14 protein-coding genes are annotated in these 13,555 nt (G+C 71.3%); 11 read left to right on the plus strand and 3 right to left on the minus strand.

What is annotated here, in order from left to right; translation table 11 throughout:
- The first annotated feature begins 15 nt into the window (after positions 1 to 15).
- On the plus strand, positions 16 to 1,422 hold the full coding sequence (locus G6N10_RS01410; RefSeq protein ID WP_085093753.1) for an amidase: 1,407 nt from the start codon (positions 16 to 18) through the stop codon (positions 1,420 to 1,422).
- Positions 1,423 to 1,428: 6 nt separating this feature from the next.
- Here the strand turns inward: G6N10_RS01410 and G6N10_RS01415 are convergent, their stop codons facing one another.
- Positions 1,429 to 3,048: a peptide chain release factor 3 gene (locus G6N10_RS01415; protein WP_085093755.1), complete on the minus strand. Its 1,620-nt coding sequence runs from the start codon at positions 3,046 to 3,048 to the stop codon at positions 1,429 to 1,431.
- Between the two features lie 209 nt (positions 3,049 to 3,257).
- On the opposite strand from G6N10_RS01415, the gene G6N10_RS01420 reads away from it, so the two are divergent.
- The 7 genes from G6N10_RS01420 to rlmN all read left to right on the plus strand — a co-directional run bounded on the left by G6N10_RS01420 (position 3,258) and on the right by rlmN (position 8,894).
- On the plus strand, positions 3,258 to 3,764 hold the full coding sequence (locus G6N10_RS01420) for a hypothetical protein (RefSeq protein WP_407664009.1): 507 nt from the start codon (positions 3,258 to 3,260) through the stop codon (positions 3,762 to 3,764).
- Positions 3,765 to 4,928: a glutathionylspermidine synthase family protein gene (locus tag G6N10_RS01425; RefSeq protein ID WP_085093759.1), complete on the plus strand. Its 1,164-nt coding sequence runs from the start codon at positions 3,765 to 3,767 to the stop codon at positions 4,926 to 4,928.
- A gap of 34 nt (positions 4,929 to 4,962) precedes the next feature.
- Positions 4,963 to 5,409 carry a DUF350 domain-containing protein gene (locus G6N10_RS01430; RefSeq protein WP_085093761.1) on the plus strand — a complete coding sequence of 149 codons (447 nt, stop codon included), beginning with the start codon at positions 4,963 to 4,965 and terminating at the stop codon, positions 5,407 to 5,409.
- A 113-nt stretch (positions 5,410 to 5,522) separates the two neighbouring features.
- Entirely contained in the window at positions 5,523 to 6,287 is a 765-nt protein-coding gene (gene pyrH, locus G6N10_RS01435; RefSeq protein ID WP_085093899.1) for a UMP kinase, read from the plus strand.
- A gap of 18 nt (positions 6,288 to 6,305) precedes the next feature.
- Positions 6,306 to 6,863 (plus strand): ribosome recycling factor, encoded by a 558-nt coding sequence (frr, locus tag G6N10_RS01440; RefSeq protein ID WP_085093763.1) that lies wholly within the window; start codon positions 6,306 to 6,308, stop codon positions 6,861 to 6,863.
- A 20-nt stretch (positions 6,864 to 6,883) separates the two neighbouring features.
- On the plus strand, positions 6,884 to 7,741 hold the full coding sequence (locus tag G6N10_RS01445; RefSeq protein ID WP_085093765.1) for a phosphatidate cytidylyltransferase: 858 nt from the start codon (positions 6,884 to 6,886) through the stop codon (positions 7,739 to 7,741).
- A gap of 31 nt (positions 7,742 to 7,772) precedes the next feature.
- Positions 7,773 to 8,894, plus strand: coding sequence for a dual-specificity RNA methyltransferase RlmN (rlmN, locus tag G6N10_RS01450; protein ID WP_085093767.1), 1,122 nt, complete (start codon positions 7,773 to 7,775; stop codon positions 8,892 to 8,894).
- Positions 8,895 to 8,897: 3 nt separating this feature from the next.
- On the opposite strand, the gene G6N10_RS01455 is transcribed toward rlmN, so the two are convergent.
- The gene (locus tag G6N10_RS01455) at positions 8,898 to 9,164 is read right to left on the minus strand and encodes a DUF2631 domain-containing protein (RefSeq protein ID WP_085093769.1); all 267 of its coding nucleotides are present in this window, start codon (positions 9,162 to 9,164) and stop codon (positions 8,898 to 8,900) included.
- Positions 9,165 to 9,200: 36 nt separating this feature from the next.
- On the minus strand, positions 9,201 to 9,875 hold the full coding sequence (locus G6N10_RS01460; RefSeq protein ID WP_234810451.1) for a TetR/AcrR family transcriptional regulator: 675 nt from the start codon (positions 9,873 to 9,875) through the stop codon (positions 9,201 to 9,203).
- 88 nt (positions 9,876 to 9,963) lie between these two features.
- Between G6N10_RS01460 and dxr the strand changes: the two genes are divergently transcribed.
- From dxr to ispG, 3 genes are read left to right on the plus strand one after another with little or no spacing between them, the layout of a single operon-like run.
- The gene (dxr, locus tag G6N10_RS01465; RefSeq protein ID WP_165757653.1) at positions 9,964 to 11,124 is read left to right on the plus strand and encodes a 1-deoxy-D-xylulose-5-phosphate reductoisomerase; all 1,161 of its coding nucleotides are present in this window, start codon (positions 9,964 to 9,966) and stop codon (positions 11,122 to 11,124) included.
- Positions 11,121 to 12,338, plus strand: coding sequence for a M50 family metallopeptidase (locus G6N10_RS01470; RefSeq protein ID WP_085093773.1), 1,218 nt, complete (start codon positions 11,121 to 11,123; stop codon positions 12,336 to 12,338). Before dxr ends, G6N10_RS01470 begins: the two co-directional genes overlap by 4 nt.
- Before the next feature lie 19 nt (positions 12,339 to 12,357).
- Entirely contained in the window at positions 12,358 to 13,533 is a 1,176-nt protein-coding gene (ispG, locus tag G6N10_RS01475) for a flavodoxin-dependent (E)-4-hydroxy-3-methylbut-2-enyl-diphosphate synthase (RefSeq protein ID WP_085093775.1), read from the plus strand.
- The last annotated feature ends 22 nt before the right edge of the window (positions 13,534 to 13,555 follow it).

Below are 13,555 nucleotides of genomic sequence, written 5' to 3' on the forward strand. Positions count from 1 at the left end.
GCTAGCGTTCGTGCAATGGCATCGGTGCACGCATTCGGCGACGACGCGCTTTCTGACCTCGATGCGGTCGGCGCCGTGCAGGCGCTGCGCCGCGGCGCGGTGTCGGCGGCCGAACTCGCCGAGGCCGCCATCGCGCGGACCGAGCGGGTGAACCCCGACCTCAACGGGCTGGCCCTGGCCACCTTCGACCGGGCCCGCGCCCAGGCCGCCGATCCCGGCGCCGGCCACTTCGCCGGGGTGCCGTCGTTCATCAAGGACAACACCGACGTCGCCGGGCTGCCGACCATGCAGGGCACCGACGCCTGGGCGCCGACCCCGGCCCCGGTGCACGGCGACTTCGCCCGGATGTTCCTGGGCACCGGGCTGAACATTCTCGGCAAGACCCAGATGTCGGAGTTCGGGTTCAGCGCGGCGTGCGAGCATCCGCGGCTCGGTGCGGTGCGCAACCCGTGGGACCCGTCGCGCACCGCGGGGGCGTCCTCGTCGGGCTCGGGCGCCCTGGTGGCCGCCGGTGCGGTGCCGATCGCGCACGCCAACGACGGCGGCGGGTCGATCCGGATCCCGGCCTCCTGCAACGGCCTGGTCGGCCTCAAACCGTCCCGCGGCCGGCTGCCGCTGGAGGCGGCGCACGCCGAGATGCCGATCAAGATCGTCGCCAACGGGGTGCTCAGCCGCTCGGTGCGCGACACCGCGGCGTTCTACCGCGAGGCCGAAATCGCTTGGGCCAACCCGAAACTCCCGCCGATCGGGGACATCACCGGGCCGGGGCGGCGACGGCTGCGGATCGCGGTGACGACCCGCTCGATCCGCCGGGAAAGCGCCCCGGAGGTGTGCGCGGCGACGCTGCGCACCGCGGCGTTGCTGGAGGAGCTCGGCCACCACGTCGAGCAGCTCGACGAGCTGCCGGTGCCGGACAACTTCGTCGACGACTTCGTGCTGTACTGGTCGCTGCTGTCGATGGCGCTGGTGCGCAGCGGCCGGCGGCGGTTCGGGCCGAGTTTCGACCCGGCCCGGCTGGACAACCTGTCCCGCGGGCTGGACCGGCACGCCGCCCGCAACCTGCATCGGCTGCCGCTGGCCATCGCCCGGCTGGCGCTGACCCGGCGGCGCACCGCCGCGCTGTACCACCGGTTCGACGTGGTGCTCACCCCGACGCTGGCCGACCAGCCGCCCGCCGTCGGGCACCTCGATCCGATGGCCGACTACGCCCAGATCATCGACCGGCTGATCGACTGGGTGGCGTTCACCCCGCTGCACAACATCACCGGTGAGCCGGCGATCTCGCTGCCGCTGGCCCGCTCGGCGGCCGGGCTGCCGATCGGGATGATGTTCGGCGCCCCGCTGGGCGCCGACGCCAGCCTGCTGGAGCTGGCCTACCAGCTGGAGGCCGCCGCGCCGTTTGCTCGGATCCAGGACGGCTAGCCGGCGTCAGCCCTCGGCGGCCACCAGGGACTCCAGCTGCACCGCCGGGTTCTCCCGGATGAAGGTCTGCAGTCGCCACGGGGTGGAGAACAGCGCGAGCCGGACACCGTCGGTGCGGGTCAGCACCTCGGCGGAGAACTGCTGGTTGACGAAGTCGACGTCCTCGGCGGACACCACCCGGGCGACCTGATAGGGCAGCGCCTCCAGCGTGATCGGCGCGCTCAGCTCGGTGGCCATCCGGTGCACCGCGACCTCGAACTGCATCGGGCCGACCGCGGCCAGCACCGGCGCCTGATCGCCGCGACGATCCGAGCGCAGCACCTGCACGACGCCCTCCTGGGCGAGCTGCTCGATGCCGCGGCGGAACTGCTTGTGCTTGCTCGGGTCGGTGCCGCGGGCGACCGCGAAATGCTCGGGGGAGAAGCTCGGGATCGGCGGGTACTGCACCGGCTCGTCGCGGTACAGGGTGTCCCCGGGGCGCAGCGCGGCGGCGTTGGCCAGCCCGATCACATCGCCGGGCCAGGCGGTGTCCAGGGTGCCGCGCTGCTGGCCGAACACCGATTGGGCGTACTTGGTGACGAACGGCTTGCCGGTGCCCGCGTGGGTGAGCACCTCGCCGCGCTCGAAGGTGCCCGAGTACACCCGCGCGTAGGCGATCCGGTCCCGGTGCGCCGAATCCATCCCGGCCTGGACCTTGAAGACGAACGCGCTGAACGGCGCCTCGCAGGGCCGCGAGTTGCCGTCGGCGTCGCGGCCGCCGCTCGGCGCGGGCGCCAGCCCGACCAGCACGTCGAGCAGCTGGTTGACCCCGAAGTTCAGCGCCGCGGAGGTGAACAGCAGCGGGCTGGAGCGGCCGGCCAGATAATCCTCCCGGTCGTAGTCGGCGCCGTCGGCGCTGAGCAACTCGGACTCCTCGACCGCGGTGTCCCAGTCCACCCCGGCGGCGGCATGCGCGTCGGCCGCGGCGATGTGCTCCTCCGGCGCGATGGTGGCCCCGCCCGCGGTGCGGGTGAACCGGATGAAGTCGCCGGTGCGCCGGTCCAGCACCCCGTGGAAGTCGCCGGCGATGCCGACCGGCCAGGTCAGCGGCGTCGGCCGCAGGCCGATCCGGGTGTTGATCTCGTCGATCAACTCCAGCGCGTGCCGGCCCGGGCGGTCCCACTTGTTGATCACCGTGATGATCGGGATGCCGCGGTGCTTGCAGACCTGGAACAGTTTGAGCGTCTGCGGTTCCAGGCCCTTGGCGGCGTCGATCAGCATGACCGCGGAATCCACCGCGGTCAGCACCCGGTAGGTGTCCTCGGAGAAGTCCGCGTGCCCGGGGGTGTCGAGCAGGTTGATCACCGCGTCGCGGTACGGGAACTGCAGCACCGTGGAGGTGATCGAGATGCCGCGGGCCTTCTCCATCTCCATCCAGTCCGAGACGGTGGCCCGCCGGCCGGCCTTGCCGTGCACCGCGCCCGCCTCGGTGATGGCCCGGGCGTGCAGCGCCAGCGCCTCGGTCAGGGTGGATTTGCCGGCGTCGGGGTGGCTGATCACGGCGAAGGTGCGACGCCGGGCGGCCTGCGCGGCGATTCCGCTCGTCGGTGCGGGTTCGGTGGCGGCGGTGGCGGCATTGTCGGTCATATCGGTTGCGATGGTATTTGTTCCGGCGGGCAACCCGGAAACCGGCAACCCAGCAACCGCCAACCGCGCAACCGGCAACGACGCGGGCCGCGGGTTCGCCCCGCCTATGCTGAACCAGCCAGCGCCCACCACCCGACGAAGGGGAGTGCATGACCTCCGGGCCCGATGACCCGCAGTCGCGCGAACCGCGCACCCACCAGGTCGGCGGCATGCGCTGGCAGGAGCCCGGTGTCAGCGTCCCGCGGCCACCGACGCTGGCCGAGGCCCGGGCCCGGGAGCGGGCGCTGCGCGCCCAGGAGGCCGCCGAGGCGTTCGCCGCCGAGCAGCGCGCGACCGCCGAGGCCCGCAAGGCCGGGCAGAAGAAGGTGCTGATGGGCACCGTCGCGGTGGTCGGGCTGGTCGGGGCCGTCGCGCTGGGCTACCAACTGCTCAACAACAGCGATGCGCGGACCGTCCAGGCCACCTGCGTGCGCGACGGCAGCGACGAGGTGGTCCCGGACAGCTACTGCGCCAGCGGCCACAGCACCGGCGGCGGGCTGTTCATCTTCGCCGGCGCCCCGTACCGCTACTACTACGGCGGCAGTAACCAGGGCATCGGGTCCCGGGCCACCGGCGGCACGCTGACCGTGCCCAGCGGCGCGGTCGCCAAGACCAAGTCCGGCGCCACCGTCTCGCGCGGCGGCTTCGGCGTCGGCTCCAAGAGTTCGGGCAGCTAGGTGCGCCGCGAACATCACCGGCCGCGGCCGGGCTGGCAGCAGATCGTCGCCGACCAGGGGCTGTGCTTCGGCAGCCCGGCGCGGGACGCGACCGGCGCGCCCCGGCCGTACTGGGACGAGTCGGTGCACTACGTGTTCGACATGGACGAGGTGCTCTCGCTGGAGGCCAGCGTCGAGGTGCTGCACTCGATGTGCCTGCAGGCCGTCGAGCAGGTGGTGCTGACCGAGCGCTACCGGGACTTCGGACTGCCCGAGTGGAGTTGGGCGCACATCGAGGCATCCTGGCGCCGAAACGACCCCTACCTGTACGGGCGCTTCGATCTGCGCTACGACGGGCGTCGCCCGCCGGTACTGCTGGAGTACAACGCCGACACCCCGACCTCGCTGCTGGAGGCCGCGATCCTGCAGTGGTACTGGAAGACCGAGGTGTTCCCCGCCGACGACCAGTGGAACTCGCTGCACGAGAAGCTGGTGGCCCGCTGGGCCGAGCTGCGCGACCGGCTGCCCGGCGAGGAAACCCACTTCACCTGGTCGGCGGCCGACGCCAGCGGCGAGGACAACGTCACGCTGGCCTACATCTCCGAGTGCGCCGCGGAGGCCGGCCTGCACGCGGTCGGGCTGCCGATCGAGCAGATCGGCTACGACAGCCTGCTGGGCCGGTTCGTCGACCTGGAAGAGGCACCGATCGCCGCGCTGTTCAAGCTGTACCCCTGGGAATGGATCCTCGACGACGAGTTCGGCCGCCGCGCCGTCGAACAGCTGCCCGCCACGCTGTGGATCGAGCCGCTGTGGAAGGCGCTGCTGTCGAACAAGGCGCTGCTGGCGGTGCTGTGGGAGATGTACCCGGGGCACCCGAACCTGCTGCCCGCCTACGTCGACGACCCGCACGAGCTGACCGAATACGTGCGCAAACCCAAGCTCGGCCGGGAGGGCGCCAACATCAGCATCGTCGGCGCCGGCCAGCAGACCCAGACCGGCGGGGTGTACGGCGCGGAGGGCTACGTCTACCAGCTGCTGGACCCGCTGCCCGAATTCGACGGCATGCGCCCGGTGCTGGGCGCCTGGATGGTCGGCGACGAATCCGCGGGCCTGGGCATCCGGGAGACCGCGACCCTGATCACCGACGACGGCGCCGCCTTCGTCCCGCATCGGATCCCGCAGTGAGCCGCGGCATGCCCCCCGGAAAGGACCCCTGCTGATGACCGTTGCCCTCGGCCCGGACTACTGGTCGACGCTCGGCCACGGCGCCTCGGCGATCGTGCTCTACACGATCGTCGGGATCGCCCTGATGGTGCTCGGGTTCTTCGTCATCGACTGGACCACCCCCGGCCCGCTGCGCCGCCTGGTGCAGGCCGGCCGGCCCAACGCCGCGGCGGTGACCGCCGCCGGGATGGGCTCGATGGCGCTGATCGTCGTGCTGGCGATCTACGCCTCCACCGGGGACCTGGCCGGCGGCCTGGTCAACACCCTGGTGTTCGGTTTGCTCGGGATCGTCGCGCAGGCGGTGCTGGTGCGGCTGGTGGAGGCCGTCACCGGCATCGACCTCGGCACCATGCTGGCCGCCGAGCGGTTCACCCCCGAGGTGCTGGTGGTGGTCGCGGCGTATCTGGGTGTGGCGCTGATCGTGGCGGCCGCGATCCTGTAGCGCGGGCGCGCGGGCCGCTGGCCCAGATGGATTCCGTCGACGCCGATGAGGCAGGATGTTGCTCAAGCTCGATGCCCGCCGAGCAGATGCCCGCCGAGAACCCGAGGAGTCCGATGGGAGAGCCCGCCAGCAACGGCGAGACGGAGATTCGGCCCAGGTACTCCCGGGTGCTGCTGAAGCTCGGCGGCGAGATGTTCGGCGGCGGCGCGGTCGGCCTGGACCCGGACGTGGTGGCGCAGGTGGCCCGGCAGATCGCCGAGGTGGTGCGCAGCGGCGTGCAGGTCGCCGTCGTCATCGGCGGCGGCAACTTCTTCCGCGGCGCGCAGTTGCAGCAGCGCGGCATGGAACGCACCCGCAGCGACTACATGGGCATGCTCGGCACCGTGATGAACAGCCTGGCCCTGCAGGACTTCCTGCAGAAGGAGGGCATCGACACCCGGGTGCAGACCGCCATCACCATGGGGCAGGTCGCCGAGCCCTACCTGCCGCTGCGGGCCGCCCGGCACCTGGAGAAGGGCCGGGTGGTGATCTTCGGCGCCGGCATGGGCCTGCCGTACTTCTCCACCGACACCACCGCCGCGCAGCGCGCCCTGGAGATCGGTGCCGAGGTGGTGCTGATGGCCAAGGCGGTCGACGGGGTCTTCACCGACGATCCGCGCAGCAACCCCGACGCGCGGATGCTGCCCTCGATCAGCCACCGCGAGGTGCTCGACCGCGGCCTGAAGGTGGCGGATGCCACCGCGTTCAGCCTGTGCATGGACAATGGCATGCCGATCCTGGTCTTCAACCTGCTCACCGATGGCAATATCGCCCGGGCCGTCGCGGGTGAGAAGATCGGAACACTGGTCAGCAGCGCAACCGCCGAGACCGCGAATTAGGGACGGGAGAAACCAGCCGTGATCGACGAGGCCCTCTTCGACGCCGAGGAGAAGATGGAAAAGGCCGTGGGAGTCGCGCGCGACGACCTGGCGTCGGTGCGCACCGGCCGCGCCAACCCGGGGATGTTCTCCCGGGTGAACATCGACTACTACGGGTCGATGACCCCGATCACCCAGCTGGCCAGCATCAACGTGCCCGAGGCCCGGATGGTCGTGATCAAGCCCTACGAGGCCGGCCAGCTGCGCCACATCGAGGACGCGATCCGCAACTCCGACCTGGGCCTGAACCCCAGCAACGACGGCACCATCATCCGGGTGGCGATCCCGCAGCTGACCGAGGAGCGTCGTCGCGAGCTGGTCAAGCAGGCCAAGGGCAAGGGTGAGGACGCCAAGGTGGCGGTGCGCAACATCCGCCGCAAGGCGATGGAGGAACTGGCCCGGATCAAGAAGGACGGCGAGGCGGGCGAGGACGACGTGGCGCGCGCCGAGAAGGAGCTGGACAAGTCCACCCACGGCTACACCGCCGCGATCGATGACCTGGTCAAGCACAAGGAAGCGGAGCTGCTGGAGGTCTAGCCCTCCAGCGACACAGCGCCGTGGCCTCCACCGACACCGACCTTCCCGCGCCGAAGAAGTCCCGCGCCGGGCGTAACCTTCCCGCCGCCATCGCCGTCGGCGCCCTGCTGGGCGGTGCGGTCATCGTCTCGCTGAGCATCGCCCCCGCCTGGGTGTGGGTGGCACTGGTGGCCGGGGCCATGGCCGTCGCCACCCACGAGGTGGTCGGCCGGCTGCGCGACGGCGGGTACTGCATCCCGCTGATTCCGCTGCTGGTCGGCGGGCAGGCGACCATCTGGCTGACCTGGCCGTTCGGCACCACCGGCGCGCTCGGCGGGTTCGCCGGCACGGTGCTGGTCTGCCTGATCTGGCGGCTGCTGTCCCAGGGCTTGTCGGCCGCCCCGCAGAACTATCTGCGGGATGTGGCGGTGGCCGTGCTGCTGGCCGCCTGGATCCCGCTGTCCGGGGCGTTCGCGGCACTGCTGATCTACCCCGACGACGGCCGGGCGGCGCTGTTCGCCATCATGCTGGCCGTCGTCTTCTCCGACATCGGCGGCTACACCGCCGGGGTGCTGTTCGGCAGGCACCCGATGGTCGCGGCGATCAGCCCGAAGAAATCCTGGGAGGGCTTCGCCGGCTCGCTGATCGCCGGCACCGGGATGGCCGTCGCGGCGGTCGCCCTGCTGATGGATCGGCCGGCCTGGATCGGCATCCCGCTGGGCATCTTCCTGGTCATCACCGGCACCCTCGGTGACCTGGTGGAATCCCAGGTCAAGCGGGATCTCGGGATCAAGGACATGAGCAACCTGCTGCCCGGGCACGGCGGGCTGATGGACCGCATCGATTCGCTGCTGCTGTCGATGGCGGCCGGCTGGATCGTGCTCACCGTGCTGACCTGACCCCGGGCCGGTCGCGGTCGGATTCGCCGGAATGGGCCCCCGGGCCCGATACTGGACGGCAGTGAAACAGGAACTTGTCTTCGAGGCCCCGCGCCGGCAGATGCCGCCGCGGCATTTCGCCGACCTCGACGAGGCCGGCCGGCTGCAGGCGGTCGCCGACCTGGGCCTGCCGGCGTTTCGGGCCAAACAGCTGGCCAACCAGTACTACGGCCGGCTGACCGCCGACCCGGCCGCGATGACCGATCTGCCCGCGGCGCTGCGCGGCCGGCTGGCCGAGACGCTGTTCCCGACGCTGCTGACCGCGGTCCGGCAGATCGAGTGCGATGCGGGGGAGACCCGCAAGACGCTGTGGCGGGCCGGCGACGGCACCACCGTCGAGTCGGTGCTGATGCGCTACCCGCAGCGCAACACCGTCTGCATCTCCTCGCAGGCCGGCTGCGGCATGGCCTGCCCGTTCTGCGCGACCGGCCAGGGCGGGCTGACCCGCAACCTGTCGGCCGCCGAGATCCTGGAGCAGGTCCGCGCGGCCGCGGCGACGCTGCGCGACGAGCACGGGGACCGGCTGTCCAACATCGTGTTCATGGGGATGGGCGAGCCGCTGGCCAACTACAACCGGGTGATCTCGGTGCTGCGCCGGATCATCGCCGCGCCGCCGAACGGGTTCGGCATCTCGGCCCGCTCGGTGACGGTGTCGACGGTCGGCCTGGCGCCGGCGATCCGCCGGCTGGCCGACGAGGGGCTCGGCGTCACCCTGGCGCTGTCGCTGCACGCCCCCGACGACGAACTGCGCGACACCCTGGTGCCGGTGAACAACCGGTGGAACCTCGCCGAGGCGCTGGACGCCGCCCGCTACTACGCCGACACCACCGGGCGACGGATCTCGGTGGAGTACGCGCTGATCCGCGACGTCAACGACCAGCCGTGGCGGGCCGATCTGCTGGGCAAGAAGCTGCACGCGGCGCTGGGGCCGCTGGTGCACGTGAACCTGATCCCGCTGAACCCGACGCCGGGCAGCCAGTGGGACGCCAGCCCCAAACCCGTCGAGCGGGAGTTCGTTCGCCGGGTCCGCGCCAAGGGGGTCACCTGCACGGTGCGTGACACCCGCGGCCGCGAGATCGCCGCGGCCTGCGGTCAGCTCGCCGCGGAGGGCTGAGGATCAGCGGGCCGGGCGCAGCCAGCCGCGCCGGCGGCCCCACCAGTCGCGAATCAGGAAGACGGCACCCAGGGCGGCGAAGCCGATCACCCAGGCGTGCTCGACGGCGCCCTCGTGGAACCCGCGCATGAACGCCAGCAGCAGCAGGATCCCGGCCAGGCCGACGATGTGCCAGGTGCGGTAGTTGATCCTGCTCCAGCCCCACTCCGCGGAGGGCACGTCAGCGGTATCGACCTCGTCGTTGTAGCGCTCCACCTCGGTGCTGACCACAGCGGCTCCTCACAGTCTGACTGATGTCCGGGCACATCATTCTGACACACCGCCGTTGCCGCCGACCTGCGACCCGGACACCTCCGCCGGGGGGGCCGGGACCGCGCGTACCGCCCGGTAGGCGGCACGGCCGAACAGCTCGGCGAGTTGGTCGGGGTCCGCCGAGCCGGAGCCGGCCAGCCGGGCCTGCACCGAGGTTTCGCAGATGGCCAGAAAGACGTCGGTCAGCACCGGCGCCGCAACGTCGAGGTCGGTCACCTGCCAGCGTTCCAGCAGCGGCCGGAGTACCACGGCGATCCGGCCGCGGACCTCGGCGCGGCCGTGCCCGATGGCGGGGGCCAGCGCGGCGTCGGGTTGCTCGGCGTAGATGATCCGCCAGAACATCGGCCGCTGCGCCACCGCCTCGAACAGCGCGCGGAATCCGTCGACGAACAGCTGCTGGATCGAGCCGGTGCGTTCCGGGGGCAGCATCGCGAACAGGCCCTGCAGGCCCAGCTGGGTCTCCCGCTCCAGCAGCCCGGTCAGTACCTCGGCGCGGTCGGCGAAGCAGGCGTAGACCACCGGGCGGCTGACCGCCATCCGGTCGGCGATGGCCCCCATGGTGACGCCGGCCAGCCCGCTCTCGGCGGCGATCTCCAGCGCGGCGTCGAGCACCTGCGGGCGACGTCGTTCCGGCCCCAGGTAGGCGGCGCGGGAACGGGTGGCGGTCACGATGAGCGATATTGTCACGCCCGGCCTGCCGTCGCGCCCGAACAGCCGAGTTTTCGTCGTCGGCCGCCCGGCACGGCACAATGGACGGGTGACGTCGCGTATTCGGGTCCTGATCCTCGGCAGCACCGGGTCGATCGGCACCCAGGCACTGGAGGTCATCGCCGCCAACCCCGATAAGTTCGAGGTGGTGGGCCTGGCCGCCGGCGGCGGCAACGCCGCGCTGCTCGACGCCCAGCGTGCCGCGACGGGGGTGACCAACGTCGCCGTCGCCGACCCCGGCGCGGCCGAGCGGATCGGTGGGGCGCGCTACGTCGGCCCGCGCGCGGCGACCGAGCTGGTGGCGAACACCGAGGCCGACGTCGTGCTCAACGCGCTGGTCGGGGCGCTGGGGCTGGAGCCGACGCTGGCCGCGCTGGACAGCGGCGCCCGGCTCGCGCTGGCCAACAAGGAATCCCTGGTGGCCGGCGGCCCGTTGGTGCTGGCCGCCGCCGCGCCGGGCCAGATCGTTCCGGTGGACTCCGAGCACTCCGCGCTGGCGCAGTGCCTGCGCGGCGGCAGCGCCGAGGAGGTGGCCCGGCTGGTGCTGACCGCCTCCGGCGGGCCGTTCCGCGGCTTCAGCGCCGCCGACCTGGTGTCGGTCACCCCGGAGCAGGCCGGGGCGCACCCGACCTGGTCGATGGGCCCGATGAACACGCTGAACTCGGCGTCGCTGGTCAACAAGGGCCTGGAACTCATCGAGACCCACCTGCTGTTCGGCATCGACTACGACCGCATCGACGTCGTCGTGCACCCGCAGTCGATCGTGCATTCGATGGTGACCTTCACCGACGGCTCCACCCTGGCCCAGGCCAGCCCGCCGGACATGAAGCTGCCGATCGGACTGGCCCTGGGCTGGCCGGACCGGGTGGCCGGGGTCGCCGCCCCGTGCGACTGGAGCACCGCCTCGACCTGGGAATTCGAGCCGCTGGATCACACCGTGTTCCCGGCCGTCGAGTTGGCCCGGCACGCCGGGCGCACCGGCGGCTGCCTGACCGCGGTCTACAACGCCGCCAATGAGGAGGCCGCCGCGGCCTTCCTGGCCGGGCGGATCGGCTTCCCGGCGATCGTGGCGACGGTGGCCGAGGTGCTGCACGCCGCAGACGCCTGGTCGGCGCAACCGGCTACCGTGGAAGACGTACTCGACGCCCAACGGTGGGCGCGCGAGCGGGCGCAGGGCGCAATCGCACAGGAGGTGTTGTCGGCACGATGATGTACGCGATTGGTGTCGTGCTGTTCGCACTGGCCATCTTGCTCTCGGTGGCCTGGCACGAATGCGGGCACATGTGGATGGCGCGGGCCACCGGCATGAAGGTGCGCCGGTACTTCATCGGGTTCGGCCCCACGCTGTGGTCCACCACCCGGCCGAACAAGCTGGGGGACACCGAGTACGGGATCAAGGCCGTCCCGCTGGGCGGCTTCTGCGACATCGCCGGGATGACCGTGCACGACGAGATCGCCCCCGAGGACCGCAAGCACGCGATGTACCGCCAGAAGGTGTGGAAGCGGGTCGCGGTGCTGGCCGCCGGACCGGGCATGAACGTCATCCTGGGGCTGGTGGTCACCTACGGCATCGCCGTCGCCTGGGGCCTGCCCAACCTGAACCCGCCGCCGGCCACCATCGCCGAGACCGACTGCGTGGCGCCGGAAGTCTCGTTCGGCAAGGTGGCGGACTGCACCGGGGCCGGCCCGGCCGCGGCGGCCGGCATCCGCGCCGGCGACGTCATCGTCGGGGTCGGCGGCACGAAGGTGTCGAGCTTCCCGGAGGCGGCGTCGCGGATCCGACAGAGTTCGGGCCCGACCGAGGTGACCGTGCAGCGCGACGGTCAGCGGATCGACCTGGTCGTCGACGTCGCCCGCACCCAGCGCTACGTCTCGGAGACCGAGACCGCCGAGGCCGGCGTGATCGGGGTGAAGGGCGTGCAGGGTGGGCCGGCGGCGTGGAACGACTACAACGCGCTGACCGCGGTGCCCGCGACCTTCGTGTTCACCGGTGAACTGGGCGTCAAACTGACCCAGGCGGTCGCCAACATTCCCAGCAAGATGGGTGCGCTGGTGCGCTCCATCGGCGGTGCCGAGCGGGACCCGGAGACCCCGATGAGCGTGGTCGGGGCCAGCCGGATCGGCGGCGAGACCGCCGAGCGGGGCCTGTGGGTGATGTTCTGGATGATGCTGGCCCAGCTCAACTTCGTGCTGGCGCTGATCAACCTGCTGCCGCTGCTGCCGTTCGACGGCGGCCACATCGCCGTCGCCTGCTACGAGAAGGTCCGTGACCTGCTGCGCAAGGTCCGGGGGCTGATGCCCGCCGGTCCGGTCGACTATCTCAAGCTGATGCCGGCCACCTATGTGATCCTGGCGGTCGTCGGGGTGTTCACCGTCTTGACCATCACCGCCGACCTGATCAACCCCATCACGATCCCGAAGTAGTTCTGGCGAGGAGATTGTCATGACGTCCATCGGACTGGGCGTTCCGGCGCTGCCGGCGCCGGTACTTGCCCCGCGGCGCAAGACCCGTCAGCTCATGGTGCGCGATGTGGGTGTCGGCAGCGACCACCCGATCTCGGTGCAGTCGATGTGCACCACCAAGACCCACGACGTCAACGCCACCCTGCAGCAGATCGCCGAGCTGACCGCGGCGGGCTGCGACATCGTCCGGGTGGCCTGCCCGCGTCAGGAGGACGCCGACGCGCTCGCCGAGATCGTCGCGCACTCCAACCTGCCGGTGATCGCCGACATCCACTTCCAGCCCAAATACATCTTCGCGGCCATCGACGCCGGGTGCGCGGCGGTGCGGGTCAACCCGGGCAACATCAAGGAGTTTGACGGCCGGGTCGCCGAGGTGGCCAAGGCCGCCGGGGACGCGGGCACCCCGATCCGGATCGGGGTGAACGCCGGATCGCTGGACAAGCGGTTCCTGGACAAGTACGGCAAGGCCACCCCGGAGGCGCTGGTCGAGTCCGCGCTGTGGGAGGCCTCGCTGTTCGAGGAGCATGGCTTCGGCGACATCAAGATCAGCGTCAAGCACAACGATCCGGTGGTCATGGTGGCCGCCTACGAGCAGCTGGCCGCGGTGTGCGACTACCCGCTGCACCTCGGGGTCACCGAGGCCGGGCCGGCCTTCCAGGGCACCATCAAGTCGGCGGTGGCTTTCGGGGCACTGCTGTCCCGCGGGATCGGCGACACCATCCGGGTGTCGCTGTCGGCGCCGCCGGTCGAGGAGGTCAAGGTCGGCAACCAGATCCTGGAGTCGCTGAACCTGCGGCCGCGCGGCCTGGAGATCGTGTCGTGCCCGTCCTGCGGCCGCGCCCAGGTCGACGTCTACACCCTGGCCAACGAGGTCGCCGCCGGCCTGGAGGGCCTCAATGTCCCGCTGCGCGTCGCGGTGATGGGCTGTGTGGTCAACGGTCCCGGTGAGGCCCGGGAGGCCGACCTCGGGGTGGCCTCCGGCAACGGCAAGGGGCAGATCTTCGTCAAGGGCGAGGTCATCAAGACGGTGCCGGAATCGCAGATCGTGGTGACCCTGATCGAGGAGGCCATGCGATTGGCCGAGGAGATGGGCACCCCGATCGATCTCGAGGACGGGTCAAGCGCCAGCGGTCCGCCGACGGTGACCGTAAGCTGAACGGACGGCCAGCCATTGCGGA

The sequence above is a fragment of the Mycolicibacterium fallax genome, from assembly GCF_010726955.1.
GTDB classification, from domain to species: Bacteria; Actinomycetota; Actinomycetes; order Mycobacteriales; family Mycobacteriaceae; genus Mycobacterium; species Mycobacterium fallax.